We start from the raw sequence: 13,743 nt of genomic DNA, 5'->3' as shown, positions 1-13,743 counted from the left end.
GCATGAAAACGCGCAACGACGACATTCTCTTTTTCTCCTCTGACAAACTGGCGGCGCTAGGGCTAAAGAGTTTATTAGCCGGGCTACCTGCCGCCTGCCAGATACATGAGTTGTGGTCGCTCAGCACCGTCATGTCTCAATGTGAGAAGCTCAAACCACGGCTGCTGGTGTGTATCTTTCACGAAAATATGCCGTTATCTGGCACCTTAAAAATACTTTATGCCTTGCAGCAGCAGTTTCCCGCGATGCAAATCGTGGTGCTAACGCGTCGTTTATTGCCGCTGATGCATGCGCTCAGTCGTTATCTGCCTTCACTTAATATTCTGGACTTAAAATCCTCACGCCAGATATTGACCACTCAGCTGCTCACTTGCCTCAACACCAATGCACAAATTCATTTGCCAGAAGGGGCCGACATTCTGTTGCCTGACCGACAACTGCGCGTGCTGTTGATGATGGCGTGGGGTTACAGCATGGAAAGTATCGGTGCACGTTTAGGCATTAGTCATAAAACGGTGAATGCACACAAGTTGAACGCGCTGACGCGACTGCAAGTCAAAAATAAAAATGACATGGCCGATTTATACATGGTGATTGATGAGTTGCGGATGTTGGTGAGTTGGCTGCGCTTGCAGCGTAACGGCAAATTAAGCGAACTGACCTTTGACTCATTGGAAGAGTTGTTGGAAGCCTAAAAAAGAAAAAAGCGTGCTGGCGACCAGCACGCGAACGCATCTTCTCAGATGCCCAGAGCCCACCATACAGACTTGTTTTTATTATCCGTTTCTTGCTCGCACGTTGGCGAAACTTTTCAGGCTAAAACGGTATTCTGGCTGGAACCAGGAACGACCGTAATAGCAGTAGACCAGCATTCTGATGGATACCATGGCGAGGTAACCCCAGATGGCGCATAGCACTGAAGGCATCAGCCACACGGTAAACAGCGTGACGGCCAATCCAGCCAGCACAGAAGAGGTTTCCGTGAAGGCGATGCGCGAAAATTGGTTTTCCCGCTGCAATATGGCGCGATAATGCTGACCTTGTGGAATAATGATGAAAATTACCGAAATCATTTCCAACATTACGGCCATTTCAGGCTGATTAATTATTCGGCTGGAAATATCGCTGCCAATAAATAATACGGCAAAGATAAGTAGTCCAGTTAATACATTACCCCAATATAAGATCGATAACTCGCTATTATTCAGGTTTTTATTTCTGATTATCGAATTACCAAATCCTCGATCAGATAATGTATCAATCACTAATAACATCACGATAGCAATAGCCAATAAGTTTAACTCATTTGCCTGTAGTATTTGTGCCAGAAGTGAAAGTTGTAAAACACCAATGCCGACGATTTTAATCGATGACAAAATTGACCATTTTGCATTAGTCAGATTTTTTTCTCTTATCGCCATACTTTGCTCGTTATGGTACATGTACCAGTGCAATTAAGGGGTTACTCCAGCCGCAGGCTGGAGCACAGCGCATATCAATGCAGCGATTCCTGGCGCAGTCCTGAGATGCCTTTCAGGCTTTGCCACGTAAAGATGCAATCAATTAAATGATGTTCTGAATTTAAAAATATGCCCCTGGCGCTTAATGGTGTTTTTGTCTGCCTGGTATCGCCCCCGGAGCGGAGAAAATCCAACAGATCATTATAAAATCCTTTTGAGTTTATATATTCCCCGGCCAGCATCCGGCTGGCAATCTCAACAAATTCTTTTTCTGATAACAAAGGATAGGTTGAGCGATCCATATTATTTCCCTGCTGTTGTTATTATGGTTACTGCTGTGTGTGAATGAGTTATACCGTGTTTTAATTAAATTAACACCATCAGAAAACTCCTATAAATAGACCGCAGGAATAAATGGTTTCAGAATTTGCATATGAATATATAAGGCGGATGATTTACTATTTATTAGTCTTTTTCGTCATTCAGTACGTCCCACTGATCAGGTGATACTTTTATAACTAAAAAACTTTGATAAATCAGAGCGACTCAGCGTTTTATTGCTCATCCTCACCAGGAATTTTCCCGGAGAGGATGCTTTAGCCGAACTGGTGATTGAGCGGTAAACACCAAATGGTTTCACTAAAACAGTTAAACGCTACTGAGCAAAAAAGAAACCGATTTTTATTGATTGATTCCAGCGCGTGTTCAAGAAGTGATAGCTACATAATGCATTGATTCTAATGCGTTAATAGATGTAAAAGCTGTTCCAGATCGCGTTTTACCCAGGCAATATCCTGTGCAAACTTCTCATCTGACATCAATGGCTGGCGATAAACCACCATCACCACTTCTGCGCCTTGCTCATTAGCAATCACGCGCATCGGCATATAAATCTCTTTACCGGTTCCAGTATCAATCCAGTGATCCATCACGCCGAAAGGGTTGTGCGGGGTAAAGCGAATCTTCACCGTGCCTTCTGGCCCTTTGGCTTTCCAGCTATTCCCTTCCTGAGTCAGCGTGCTGCTGCTCAGCCCGCTTGCCCATTTGGCAAAACACTCAGGTTTCCAAATGGTTTCATATAAATCCAACCAGTTACGTGGAACGGTTAGCGTGACTGTCTGGGATGGCAGCATGGAACCTCCTGATGAGTGGACAAAAAGCCATTAAAGCACGCTAAAACCGGGCTGCAAACGGCCCGGTGATGGAAGTGTGGGGCAACAGTGGTTTCCGTGAAACCGCTGCAATTAAGTAAACAAGCCACGTCCTTCAATACACTTCACGCTGGATGAACTATCCGCTTCACGCAGTACGAAATGGTCTGATTGCGCAACCACCGCACAACTGTGATTAGGGAAGATGCGCAGCAACGCGCCAACCGGCGGAGCCTGATCGTTATATTGCAGGAAGCCATGCTCTTCGGAGAGCTTGAGCACTTCGTACTGATTACCGTGCTCATCCACGGCGATGCCAAACCCGCTGGCATTAGTGCCGTGCGGGCCTTTGTCGGAACTGAGCATCTTGGAACCGGCATCAACAATCGCAAAATGTGGATTCACCGCCACCACGCGCGTCACCACGCTCAACGCCAATGCATCCGGCGAGCACAATCCCAAACGCCATGCCGTGAGATCGAGCAACGCGTAATTACCTGGGCGAATTTCATCGCTGCCTTGCGCCAGGGGTGCGGCTAACGCGGTGGGCGTTGAGCCAACAGAAATTGGGCAGGATGCAAATCCGGCAGCGATGACGCGTTGCTGTACATCGCGCATTAGCGCTACCTCTTGCTGAGCGACTTCCTCGATTGCGGCTGGATTGCCCGCGCCATAAGCATGACCGGCGTGAGAGACCAATCCGGCAAACGGCAGCCCAGCATTTTGGATCTGTTGTGCTAAGGTGATGGCCGCATCGCTATGGGGATCAACGCCAACACGATGCAAGCCAACATCCACTTTGATCGCCACTGCCAGCTGACATTGCGGTTGGCGTTGATGCGCAGCGGCAATCGCCGCCACACCTGCCGCGCAATCGGCGATACAAGTAATGCGTGCATGATGTTTTTCTGCGGTCGCCATCAGCTCTGCCAACGTGTCGGCATGGACAATTGGATAAGCCAGCAGCAAATCGCTTTCGCCACCACGAATAAACGGCTCGCCTTCGCTGGGTTTAGAAACAGTAATACCGCGCGCACCCAAATTGCGTTGCTGCTCGGCTATCCAGACGCTTTTGTGGGTTTTGATATGCGGGCGTAGCGTGACGTCAGCGGCATCGGCTTTTTGCTGCATCTGTTGCAGATTGCGCATCAGGCGCGATTGATCAATTTCGAGGTAAGGCGTGAGGTGATCGGCAAATAAAGGCCGCAACCAGCCAGCCGCAATATTCTGTTCCATCATAATAGTCCGCAGGTGATTACACAGTGCGGACTATGATTCATCAATGCCAGCCGGATTGCCAGCCTCAGCCCTTCGTGACTGGCTCACTCTGCTGGAATCCACCACCCAAATCTTCAATCAATACCACGGCGAGATTAATCTGCTGCGCCTTGAGCGCCACCAGTTTCTGGTCGGAAGCGATGAGCTGGTTCTGAATCGTCAACACATCCAGATACGGACGCAATCCCGCGGTATATTCGCGATTCAAGTCGTTCCAGGCACTGTGAATCAACTGGTTGGCGCTTTCCTGCTGCGCCAGCTGATCCTGGATTGACTGCAATTGTGTGATGGTGTCGCTGATATTGCCCAGCGAGCCAATCAGCAGTTTATTGTATTGCGCCACCGCCAGATCCCAATTGGCATCAGTTTCTGCTAAATCCGCGCGACGTTTGCCGGCATCAAAGATCGGCAGCGACAAACTCGGTCCAACGTTAAAGAACTGGCTTGGGGCACCAAAGAAGGCGTCGCCCAGCAGCGACTTGGTACCCGCTTCCGCCACTAAGTTGATGTTGGGGTAGAACTCGGTTTTAGTCGCAGCAATCTGCTTCGAGGCGGCTTCAACGCGCCAGCGTGCGGCCACCACATCCGGCCGACGCCCTAACAACTCCGCGGGAATCGCATTCGGTAGCATTGCCGCGACTGGCACATTTATTTTCGCGGGCTTCAGTTGATGCCAATAATCCGGGCCTTTGCCAATCAACGTGGAAAGCTGAATACCGGCATCGGTGATGCTCTGTTTGGCCTGCGTCAAATCGGCTTGCGCGGTTTTCTGCTGTGACAGCGCCTGCTTATATTGATAATCCGAGGTCAATCCCGCGCTAACGTACTGCTGCTGGATTTTGGCGATGCCATCGGCGCGATCAACATTCTGCTGCGTCAGTTCTGCGTTGTTCCACGCCAGATTGAGGTTATTCCACGCGCGCGTGACGTTGGCGGCAAGCGTTAACTGGCTGGCCTGACGATCCAGCTCGCTGGCGCGTGCCTGTCCCAACGCGGCTTCAGCGGCATCTTTTTTGCCGCCCCACAAATCGAAGGTGTAGCTCAATCCAACACTGGCGGTGCGCAAGGTGCTGTAGCTTTTGCCTTCCAGCAGCGGATCATCCACTTTCGCCACGCGTGAGCGGGTAATCCCGGCATTGAGATCGACATCAGGATAACGCTCCGCATCGGCAGCAATCACCTGCGCATTGGCTTTATCCGCCTGCGCGTTAACCACCTGCAAATCTGGGCTGGATGCCATCGCGTCGTTAATCAGTTGATTAAGCTGATGATCGTCAAAACTTTGCCACCAAGCGGTTTTAGGCCAGTTGGCCGCACTGAAATGGGCATGTTGCAGGGATTGATTCGCTTGCAGCGTATTGGCATCTAGCAAGGTATTTTGGGTGTGTAAGCCATGCGGATTGGCACAGCCGACCAGCAGCGCGCTGGCAATGGCGATCGCTAGCAGCGCGCGTGGTTTGGCAAAAAAATGCAGAGTCATGGTTTTGGTCAAAGAGAGAGTAAGACCGCTATTACAAGAGGCGGTGCCAATTTTGACAAACCTGTTTTTCGTTAAGAATGGTTGTGAAATGTGTGCGGAGAAAATGAGCAGCAGACGAATGCCTGCTGCATCAGAAGATTAGATATAAAGCGAGGCTTCGCCTGGTGGACGGGTTTTAAAGCGGCGATGCAGCCACAGATATTGATCCGGTGCGCGCAGGATCTCTTTCTCGATCACTCTGTTCATATAAGCCGCCGCTGCAGCTTCATCTTCATACGGATAACCTTCCAGCTCTGGCTGGATAATCAGCTGATAACCGCTTTTGTCCTGATTACGAATCAGCACGATGGTCAACATAGCCGGTTTCGCCAGACGCGATAGCACAAAGGTGCCGTTGGTGGTCGCCGCTTGTTTAACCGCAAACAGCGGGGCAAACACGCTGCCTTTCGGGCCGTAATCTTGATCGGGTGCGAACCAAACGGCTTCACCTTTTTTCAGCGCCTGCACCATGCCACGCAGATCGCGACGATCAATCATCGCTTTGTTAGAACGCATACGACCTTTAGTTTGCGCCCACTCCATCGCCTGATTATTGTGCGGGCGATACATCGCCATCATCGGTTGGCACAAACCCGTGATGCGACCGCCGAGTTCCAGCGACATAAAATGCACGCCGATCACCATCACACCGCGCTGGTGGCTTTGTGCCTGCTGCAAATTGTGCATGCCGCTGACCTGGAAATAGCGGCGCACGCGCGCATCAGACCAGAACCACGCAATGCCGGTTTCCGCCAGCGCCATGCCCAGCGAGGCAAAGTTGCCAGCAATCATCGCTTCTTTCTGTTCTTCATCAATATTAGGGAAGCACAGCTCGATATTGCGGCGCGTGATGCGTTCGCGACGCTTGAGGAAGTGACGAGACAAGGTGCCCGCACCCGCGCCAAGCCGGATCAATACAGGATAAGGAAGTTGCACCAGCAACCACAGCACACCCAGACCAAACCAGGTAAACCAATAGCGGGGATGCAAGAGAATAGAGCTGAACTGCCGGGATTTCGTCATAACGCCTTCATGTCGGGAAAAAATGTATCGCGCAAAGAAGAAGGTCCATGAGTTCCTGGCGGTACAACTGTTCTAATTACGACCAGTAGATTAACAAATAGTGCCGTCAAAGAAACGCAATCTCCACAATCTTTAGGATTCAGTGAACTCATGGATAGGACGACTATTAGCGTGTTAATCACTATTTTTATTAATTTAACCTTAGTAAACAGTGATTTATTTTCGGAATGATCTGAGGTTTTCCTACGGCAACAGCGCGCTTATCTGCGTGATAGAAATGAATTTTTATCATTGCTGACAAAAGATTTACGCTAACGGCGGAAAACACCGGCCATTCCAAAAGAACCAGTTTCGAAATGTTAAAGCGATGTGATCTTTTTAGAGGCGATGAAACCCACTCTATGGTGGGCTTCATTGAGAGTTTTTAGCGATTATCCGCGAAGATTACTCAATATTCTGGATTTGCTCGCGCATCTGCTCGATCAACACTTTCAGCTCAATGGCTGATGTGGTGATCTCAGCATTAATTGATTTCGACGCCAGCGTGTTTGATTCGCGGTTGAACTCTTGCATCATAAAGTCGAGGCGGCGGCCAACGGCTTCTTTCTTCTTCAGGATGTTGTAGGTCTCTTTGACGTGCGCATCGAGGCGATCCAGCTCTTCAGCCACATCGGTGCGCTGCGCCATCATCACCAGCTCTTGCTCAAGGCGATTATTTTCCAGCTGTACTTCGGCTTCTTCCAACTTGGTTAACAGGCGCTCGCGCTGCCATTTGATCACTTCTGGCATCTGCGCACGTACTTTGCTCACTTCTTGCGAGACACCTTCCAGACGCTGTTCGATCATCCCTTTCAGCGCGGTGCCTTCGCTTTCGCGTGCTTCGATGAAGTCATCCAATGCGCCATCCAGCGCGACCAGCAACTCAGCGTTAATCGCGTCGAGATCCTGCTCTTGCGCAGACATCACGCCCGGCCAACGCAGAATATCCAGCGGATTGATCGCGCCCTCATCACTCTGCATCTTCACCCAGTTGGCAGCTTGCACCAGCTGTTTTGCCAGTGATTCGTTCAATTGCAATTCGCCTTGCGCGCTGGCGTCGGCGTCATAACGCAGATAGCACTCGATTTTGCCGCGCGTCAGGCGATTACGAATGCGCTCGCGGATGACTGGCTCCAGGCCACGAAATTGTTCCGGCAGACGGATGTAGGTTTCCAGATAGCGTTGGTTCACCGAGCGGATTTCCCAGGCGGCGCTGCCCCAGTGGCCTTTGGCTTCGCGGCGGGCGTAAGCGGTCATACTGCGGATCATAGTCGTCTTCTCATTTTCAGAAATGTTGGGTGAAGTATAGCGAGGCAGACTCTACGCTAACAGGCATAAGCGCAATAACAAAAAATTACCGCTTTTAGCAGCAGGCACTTATGCTTAGCGCTGGTTCACTCTTGAGGATGATAGTGATGTTCCGCTCTGTGGCTTTACCGATTTTACTGACGTTCTTGCTGGCTGGATGCCAGGCACCTTCTACATCGCTGGAACACATTCCACCCAACACGGCGCCGGTGGCGGTGTGCGGCTCTGGCGATATCATGATGCAAACCACCTTATGGTTTGGCATGAACAAGCCGAAAGGCGGCACGGTAAGCAGCCAGGAATGGCAGCAATTTGTCGATAACGATGTGACGCTGCGCTTCAAAGAAGGCTTGTCAGTTTATGACGCCAAAGGTCAGTGGCTAGGTGATAACGGCAAATTGGCGCGCGAAAACAGCAAAGCGCTGATGCTGATTCATAATCCCGATCGCAGCAGTTCAGATAGCATCAACGCATTGCGTGATATCTACAAAAAGCGCTTCGAGCAGGAGTCGGTCATGCGAGTGGATTCGTTGGTGTGCGTGGCATTTTAATCATTCATGGCGCCATGCTCGTCAGCTAAGCGTTTTTTCGGTCACCATAAATGGCGACCCTACAACGCACCGGCGCGTTTTTCGTAGGGTCGCCATTTATGGTGACCCATCTCGACATCAGATAAACAACCCAGCAAATGCCGCCGACAGCAAACTCACCAGCGTGGAGCCGTAAACCAGTTTCCAGCCGTAGCGCGACACCACATTGCCTTGCTTTTCATTCAGCCCTTTAATAGCTCCGGCAACGATGCCAATCGATGCGAAGTTAGCGAATGAAACCAGGAACACCGAAAGAATGCCGAGTCCGCGTGGTGTCATTTCTGCTGCAACTTTCTTCAGCTCAATCATCGCGACAAACTCATTCGCCACCAATTTGGTCGCCATAATGCTGGCGGCTTGGAACGCATCCGCCGAAGGAATACCAACCAGCCACGCAAACGGATAGAACACGTAACCGAGCAGATGCTGGAAGCTGTAGCCAAACACCAGTTCGAACAAGGCGTTGATTGCGGCAATCAGCGCGATAAAGCCAATCAGCATCGCCAGAATGATCATCGCCACTTTGAAACCGGCGAGAATGTATTCGCCCAACATCTCAAAGAAGCTCTGGTCTTCATGCAACTTATCCAGCGCAATGTGTTCTTCATTCTCTGGGCGCGTTGGGTTGATGATCGACAGGATAATAAAGGTGCTGAACATGTTAAGCAGCAGCGCCGCGACTACAAATTTGGCGTCAATCATCGACATGTAAGCGCCAACAATCGACAGCGAAACTGTCGACATCGCGGTCGCTGCCATGGTGTAAATGCGCGGCGCAGAGATATCACCCAGAATGCCTTTATAGGCGATGAAGTTCTCAGATTGACCGAGAATCAAGGTGCTGACGGCGTTAAATGACTCCAGCTTGCCCATGCCATTCACTTTTGACAGCAGCGTGCCGACCGCGCGAATCAGCAGCGGCAAGATGCGCCAATGCTGCAAAATGCCGATCAGTGCGGAGATGAACACAATCGGGCACAACACGCCGAGGAAAATAAACGCGTAACCTTGTTCAGCCATATTGCCAAAAACAAAGTTGGTGCCTTGCGTGGCGTAGGTTAATAACACTTCAAAGAAGCCGCCCACCGCCGTTACCACCGATTGGCCACCTGCCGAATGCAGGAAGAACCAACCTAATGCGGCTTCGACAATCAATAACTGAATAATAAAGCGCGGACGAATGCGTTTGCGGTCATGGCTGACCAACAGCGCAAGGGCAAAGATCACCACTAGCGCCAGCAGGAAATGGAGTATCGCTGTCATCATTTATCTTTTTAAGTGAGGAAAGGCGCATTTAGCCACAGCCGCCACAGAATTTCATCCGCGATTGTGCCGCACGCAGGCAGGACAGCCGCTGCCGAAGTCCGTATAATGCGCAGCCAAACCTAAGCAAGCCGGAGAGAAACCATGCGTCCAGCAGGCCGTAGTGCATCTGATACACGTCCCGTCACCATCACGCGTCACTACACCAAACATGCAGAAGGCTCTGTCCTCATCGAGTTCGGTGAAACTAAAGTGCTGTGCACCGCAACCGTCGAAGAAGGCGTGCCGCGTTTCCTCAAAGGCAAAGGTCAAGGCTGGATCACCGCAGAATACGGCATGCTGCCGCGTTCTACCCACAGTCGCATGGCGCGTGAAGCCGCCAAAGGTAAGCAAGGCGGACGTACGCTGGAGATTCAACGTCTGATCGCCCGTTCACTGCGCGCCGCGGTAGATTTGGATGCGTTGGGTGAATTTACCATCACGCTGGATTGCGACGTGATTCAGGCAGATGGTGGCACGCGTACCGCATCGATTACCGGTGCTTGCGTGGCGTTGGCCGATGCGCTGAATGCGTTAGTTGCGGCCGGTAAATTGAAAGCCAGCCCGTTGAAAGGCATGGTGGCGGCGATTTCTGTCGGCATCGTTGGCGGTGAAGCGCTGTGCGATCTGGAATATGTCGAAGATTCCACCGCGGAAACCGACATGAATGTGGTGATGACCGAAGATGGTCGCATGATTGAAGTGCAGGGCACCGCAGAAGGCGAGCCGTTCAGCCACGAAGAGTTATTGCAGCTGCTGGCGCTAGCGCGAGGCGGCATTGAGCAGTTGATTCAGGCGCAGAAAGCGGCGCTAACTAATTGATGTAACAGGCGACCATAGAGTCGCCTTTTCTTTATTCGAGGAGCAAGAAATGAAAGCCTGGCAGCGTCAGTTTATTGAATTCGCCCTGAACAAAGGGGTGCTGAAGTTTGGTGAGTTCACCCTGAAATCGGGTCGTAAAAGCCCGTATTTCTTCAACGCAGGTTTATTTAATAGCGGTCGCGATTTAGCGCTGTTAGGTCGTTTCTACGCGCAAGCGCTGGTGGATGGCGGCGTTGATTTCGATCTGCTGTTTGGCCCGGCGTACAAAGGTATTCCAATTGCCACCACCACCGCCGTAGCGCTGGCCGATCATCACGAGCGCGATGTGCCTTACTGCTTCAACCGTAAAGAAGCCAAAGATCACGGCGAGGGTGGATTGCTGGTGGGTAGCCCGCTGCAAGGCAAAGTGATGCTGGTGGATGACGTGATCACCGCGGGCACCGCGATTCGTGAATCAATGGATATCATCAGTGCACACAACGCGACGTTAGCGGGCGTGTTGATTTCGTTGGATCGCCAGGAACGTGGTCGCAGCGATATTTCCGCGATTCAGGAAGTGGAGCGCGACTATAAATGCAAAGTCACCGCGATCATCACTTTGGCTGAGCTGATTGATTATCTGGAAGAGAAGCCGGAGATGGCCGATCACCTGGCGAAAGTACGCGCTTATCGTAAAGAGTACGGGATTTAAATTCTTCAGAGCGCGATGTGGTCACCATGAATGGCGACCCTACGGCGGAATATGTAGGGTCGGCATTTATGCTGACCCGGCTTACACCAGTTGCGCAGCCATCAGCGGCCAGCGGCTGTCGAAATCCGCGGTGGGACGATAACGGAATTCCGAGCGCACATAGCGCGACAATAATCCTTCGCAGAACGCCAACAGTTGGCTCGCTAGCAAGGTTTCATCCGTCTGGAAACCTTCACCATCACGCATTTTCTTCTCACGCATCACCTGACGCAGCTGCACTTCAATGCGTTCGAACAGTTGGTTGATACGTCCTTGCAAACGATCCTGTTCAAACATCAGCGCGTGGCCGGTCAAAATACGTGTCAGCCCCGGATTACGCTCACCAAATCCCAGCAGCAGCTGCACGATTAAACGTAAACGTGCCAGCGTCTCTTTTTCATCTTTCAGGATTAGATTGATGCGGGTAATCAGACTGTCTTCAATAAACTCGATCAGGCTGTCGAACATGCGGGTTTTGCTTGGGAAATGGCGATAAAGCGCCGCTTCCGATACGCCCACATTGGCGGCCAGCTTCGCGGTGGTGATGCGCTGACTGCCATCGCTCGACTCCAGCATTTGCGCTAGTGCCTGCAAAATCTCTTCGCGACGATTCCGTTTCGCGACTTTTTTTTCTGCCATGACCTTCAACACCCCTGAAATTCACCAAAAACAGGCAATACCGCCTCATCTGCCACAGACATAGCGGCCTGTGGCGACAAGAAATAAAAAGATGGCTAAGCGAAAAGTGTTGCGTGTTACTGACGGCCTGAATGGCCGAAGCCGCCCGCGCCGCGATCGCTGGTGTCAAAGTCTTCCACCAGATTGAACTCGGCCTGTACCACCGGTACGAAGACCAGTTGCGCCAAACGATCGCCAGGTTGCAGCGTGAAGTTGTCCTGACCACGGTTCCATACTGAAACCATCAATTGGCCCTGGTAATCAGAGTCGATCAAACCCACCAGGTTACCCAGCACGATGCCATGTTTATGGCCCAGGCCGGAGCGCGGCAGAATCACCGCGGCAAGGCTTGGATCGGCAATGTGAATCGCCAGGCCAGTTGGCACCAGCGTGGTCATGCCCGGTGCGATTTCCAGAGCGTCATCCAGGCAAGCGCGCAAATCTAGGCCGGCTGAACCAGAGGTTGCATAGGTTGGCAGCGGGAATTCGTTGCCAACACGTGCATCAAGAATTTTAACGTCGATTTTTTTCATCATAACGGCTGACAATCTCGTCTATTAATTGTTGGCCAAGGAGCGTCTTATCACTGAGCGGTAAGACTTTTTCCCCTTCCTGCCAAAAAAGGTGAAGAGCATTGGTGTCGCTATTGAATCCCTGTCCGGCTTGCGCCACATCGTTGGCGCAAATCAGATCCAGGTTTTTTCGCACCCGTTTTTGCCGCGCGTATTCTTCCACATTCTGGGTTTCGGCAGCAAATCCGACAACGTAGGGGCGATTTTTTTGCAACGCCGCCACGCCTGCGACAATGTCAGGGTTCTTCACCAACTGAAGTGTGACGCTATCGTCGCCACCCTGTTTTTTAATTTTCTCTGCGGCAATCGTGGCCGCCCGGTAGTCTGCCACGGCTGCGCTGGCAATGAAAATATGTTGTTGCCCGATTTGCGCCATCACGGCGGCTTCCATATCCAGTGCACTATCAACATCAATACGTTGCACGCCAGCCGGTGTTGGCAGCGTGACCGGACCCGCCACTAACGTCACCTTGGCACCGCGCTTGGCCGCGGCCGCCGCAATCGCAAAGCCCATTTTACCGGAGCTGTGATTGCTGATATAGCGCACCGGGTCCAGCGCTTCGCGGGTTGGACCGGCGGTGATCATAATGTTGAGATGTTGCAGATCGTTGACGGGCGCGGCCCATTCCAGCGCATGCGCGACAATCGCCAGCGGATCAAGCATACGGCCAGGTCCGATATCGCCGCACGCCTGGCTGCCGCTGTCTGGGCCCCAAATCAGCACGCCACGCTGGTGCAGGCGCTGCAAATTCTCTTGCGTGATGGCGGCGCGATACATTTGCTGATTCATCGCCGGCACGATAGCTAAGGGGGCGTCACTGGCGAGGCAAGCTGTGGTTACCAGGTCGTTTGCCATGCCTGCGGTAACGCGTGCAATCAGATCGGCGGTGGCGGGCGCCAGCACAATTAAATCAGCCCATTTTGCTAGCTCGATATGGCCCATCGCCGCTTCGGCCGCCGGGTCGAGCAGATCATCAAACACCGGATAACCGGAAACCGCTTGCAGGCTCAATGGCGTAATAAACGCTTTGGCGGCTTCCGTCATCATTACGCGGACATCGGCACCGCGATCGCGCAGTCGGCGCACCAGTTCTGGCGCTTTATAGGCGGCAATGCCACCGCTTACGCCCAGCAGAATTTTATTTCCGGCTAATCCCGTCATGTTCTTTGCCTCAACTCAAAGCAGATTGCCGCGTCAGGAGCGGCAGATGCAGGCAACTTTATCACAAAATCCGCATGTCGCCTTTTCACTGCCTGCGCCCTTTGCGAGG

At 51.8% G+C, this 13,743-nt stretch carries 15 protein-coding genes; 4 read left to right on the top strand and 11 right to left on the bottom strand.

Annotation, left to right across the window (positions count from 1 at the left end; translation table 11 throughout):
• Positions 1 to 2: 2 nt before the first annotated feature.
• Entirely contained in the window at positions 3 to 695 is a 693-nt protein-coding gene (locus ACPUC7_RS18850; RefSeq protein ID WP_494924043.1) for a response regulator transcription factor, read from the top strand.
• 81 nt (positions 696 to 776) lie between these two features.
• Here ACPUC7_RS18850 and ACPUC7_RS18845 read toward each other — a convergent pair whose 3' ends face one another.
• The 7 genes from ACPUC7_RS18845 to ACPUC7_RS18815 all read right to left on the bottom strand — a co-directional run bounded on the left by ACPUC7_RS18845 (position 777) and on the right by ACPUC7_RS18815 (position 7,739).
• The gene (locus ACPUC7_RS18845; RefSeq protein WP_494924042.1) at positions 777 to 1,421 is read right to left on the bottom strand and encodes an oligosaccharide flippase family protein; all 645 of its coding nucleotides are present in this window, start codon (positions 1,419 to 1,421) and stop codon (positions 777 to 779) included.
• Between the two features lie 74 nt (positions 1,422 to 1,495).
• Positions 1,496 to 1,762, bottom strand: coding sequence for a hypothetical protein (locus ACPUC7_RS18840; RefSeq protein ID WP_494924041.1), 267 nt, complete (start codon positions 1,760 to 1,762; stop codon positions 1,496 to 1,498).
• A gap of 435 nt (positions 1,763 to 2,197) precedes the next feature.
• Positions 2,198 to 2,593 carry a polyketide cyclase gene (locus ACPUC7_RS18835; protein ID WP_494924040.1) on the bottom strand — a complete coding sequence of 132 codons (396 nt, stop codon included), beginning with the start codon at positions 2,591 to 2,593 and terminating at the stop codon, positions 2,198 to 2,200.
• Between the two features lie 111 nt (positions 2,594 to 2,704).
• Positions 2,705 to 3,850, bottom strand: coding sequence for an alanine racemase (locus tag ACPUC7_RS18830; RefSeq protein WP_494924039.1), 1,146 nt, complete (start codon positions 3,848 to 3,850; stop codon positions 2,705 to 2,707).
• Between the two features lie 64 nt (positions 3,851 to 3,914).
• Positions 3,915 to 5,369 (bottom strand): efflux transporter outer membrane subunit, encoded by a 1,455-nt coding sequence (locus ACPUC7_RS18825; protein ID WP_494924038.1) that lies wholly within the window; start codon positions 5,367 to 5,369, stop codon positions 3,915 to 3,917.
• 138 nt (positions 5,370 to 5,507) lie between these two features.
• Positions 5,508 to 6,431, bottom strand: coding sequence for a kdo(2)-lipid IV(A) palmitoleoyltransferase (lpxP, locus tag ACPUC7_RS18820; RefSeq protein WP_494924037.1), 924 nt, complete (start codon positions 6,429 to 6,431; stop codon positions 5,508 to 5,510).
• A gap of 444 nt (positions 6,432 to 6,875) precedes the next feature.
• Positions 6,876 to 7,739: a YicC/YloC family endoribonuclease gene (locus tag ACPUC7_RS18815; RefSeq protein WP_343553444.1), complete on the bottom strand. Its 864-nt coding sequence runs from the start codon at positions 7,737 to 7,739 to the stop codon at positions 6,876 to 6,878.
• Between the two features lie 146 nt (positions 7,740 to 7,885).
• Between ACPUC7_RS18815 and ACPUC7_RS18810 the strand changes: the two genes are divergently transcribed.
• A complete protein-coding gene (locus tag ACPUC7_RS18810) occupies positions 7,886 to 8,329 on the top strand; it encodes a DUF3574 domain-containing protein (protein ID WP_494924036.1) in 444 nt (147 codons plus the stop codon).
• Between the two features lie 117 nt (positions 8,330 to 8,446).
• Here the strand turns inward: ACPUC7_RS18810 and ACPUC7_RS18805 are convergent, their stop codons facing one another.
• Positions 8,447 to 9,631, bottom strand: a complete 1,185-nt coding sequence (locus tag ACPUC7_RS18805; RefSeq protein WP_494924035.1) for a NupC/NupG family nucleoside CNT transporter — start codon at positions 9,629 to 9,631, stop codon at positions 8,447 to 8,449.
• Between the two features lie 144 nt (positions 9,632 to 9,775).
• Here ACPUC7_RS18805 and rph point away from each other — a divergent pair, with 144 nt between their 5' ends.
• Together rph and pyrE are read left to right on the top strand one after the other, a co-directional pair.
• On the top strand, positions 9,776 to 10,492 hold the full coding sequence (gene rph, locus ACPUC7_RS18800; protein ID WP_494924034.1) for a ribonuclease PH: 717 nt from the start codon (positions 9,776 to 9,778) through the stop codon (positions 10,490 to 10,492).
• 49 nt (positions 10,493 to 10,541) lie between these two features.
• Positions 10,542 to 11,183, top strand: a complete 642-nt coding sequence (gene pyrE, locus ACPUC7_RS18795; protein WP_343553440.1) for an orotate phosphoribosyltransferase — start codon at positions 10,542 to 10,544, stop codon at positions 11,181 to 11,183.
• An 81-nt stretch (positions 11,184 to 11,264) separates the two neighbouring features.
• On the opposite strand, the gene slmA is transcribed toward pyrE, so the two are convergent.
• The 3 genes from slmA to coaBC all read right to left on the bottom strand — a co-directional run bounded on the left by slmA (position 11,265) and on the right by coaBC (position 13,634).
• Positions 11,265 to 11,861, bottom strand: coding sequence for a nucleoid occlusion factor SlmA (gene slmA, locus ACPUC7_RS18790; RefSeq protein WP_343553439.1), 597 nt, complete (start codon positions 11,859 to 11,861; stop codon positions 11,265 to 11,267).
• A gap of 116 nt (positions 11,862 to 11,977) precedes the next feature.
• Complete coding sequence (dut, locus tag ACPUC7_RS18785; RefSeq protein WP_494924033.1) at positions 11,978 to 12,436, bottom strand: dUTP diphosphatase; 459 nt, start codon at positions 12,434 to 12,436, stop codon at positions 11,978 to 11,980.
• Positions 12,414 to 13,634, bottom strand: coding sequence for a bifunctional phosphopantothenoylcysteine decarboxylase/phosphopantothenate--cysteine ligase CoaBC (gene coaBC / locus ACPUC7_RS18780; protein ID WP_494924032.1), 1,221 nt, complete (start codon positions 13,632 to 13,634; stop codon positions 12,414 to 12,416). The genes dut and coaBC overlap by 23 nt, the downstream gene beginning before the upstream one ends.
• Positions 13,635 to 13,743 lie beyond the last annotated feature (109 nt).

The organism is Pantoea sp. CFCC18179 (assembly GCF_059412405.1).
Note: the sequence above shows the minus strand (reverse complement) of the source record. Positions and strands in the feature narration are given on the sequence as shown.

Bases quoted from the DNA above. Each gene is read 5' to 3' on its own strand.
- ACPUC7_RS18805 (WP_494924035.1), bottom strand. From the start codon at position 9,631: ATGACAGCGATACTCCATTTCCTGCTGGCGCTAGTGGTGATCTTTGCC.
- coaBC (WP_494924032.1), bottom strand. From the start codon at position 13,634: ATGACGGGATTAGCCGGAAATAAAATTCTGCTGGGCGTAAGCGGTGGC.
- ACPUC7_RS18835 (WP_494924040.1), bottom strand. From the start codon at position 2,593: ATGCTGCCATCCCAGACAGTCACGCTAACCGTTCCACGTAACTGGTTG.
- ACPUC7_RS18825 (WP_494924038.1), bottom strand. From the start codon at position 5,369: ATGACTCTGCATTTTTTTGCCAAACCACGCGCGCTGCTAGCGATCGCC.
- ACPUC7_RS18830 (WP_494924039.1), bottom strand. From the start codon at position 3,850: ATGATGGAACAGAATATTGCGGCTGGCTGGTTGCGGCCTTTATTTGCC.
- pyrE (WP_343553440.1), top strand. From the start codon at position 10,542: ATGAAAGCCTGGCAGCGTCAGTTTATTGAATTCGCCCTGAACAAAGGG.
- dut (WP_494924033.1), bottom strand. From the start codon at position 12,436: ATGATGAAAAAAATCGACGTTAAAATTCTTGATGCACGTGTTGGCAAC.
- lpxP (WP_494924037.1), bottom strand. From the start codon at position 6,431: ATGACGAAATCCCGGCAGTTCAGCTCTATTCTCTTGCATCCCCGCTAT.
- slmA (WP_343553439.1), bottom strand. From the start codon at position 11,861: ATGGCAGAAAAAAAAGTCGCGAAACGGAATCGTCGCGAAGAGATTTTG.
- rph (WP_494924034.1), top strand. From the start codon at position 9,776: ATGCGTCCAGCAGGCCGTAGTGCATCTGATACACGTCCCGTCACCATC.
- ACPUC7_RS18845 (WP_494924042.1), bottom strand. From the start codon at position 1,421: ATGGCGATAAGAGAAAAAAATCTGACTAATGCAAAATGGTCAATTTTG.
- ACPUC7_RS18850 (WP_494924043.1), top strand. From the start codon at position 3: ATGAAAACGCGCAACGACGACATTCTCTTTTTCTCCTCTGACAAACTG.
- ACPUC7_RS18810 (WP_494924036.1), top strand. From the start codon at position 7,886: ATGTTCCGCTCTGTGGCTTTACCGATTTTACTGACGTTCTTGCTGGCT.
- ACPUC7_RS18840 (WP_494924041.1), bottom strand. From the start codon at position 1,762: ATGGATCGCTCAACCTATCCTTTGTTATCAGAAAAAGAATTTGTTGAG.
- ACPUC7_RS18815 (WP_343553444.1), bottom strand. From the start codon at position 7,739: ATGATCCGCAGTATGACCGCTTACGCCCGCCGCGAAGCCAAAGGCCAC.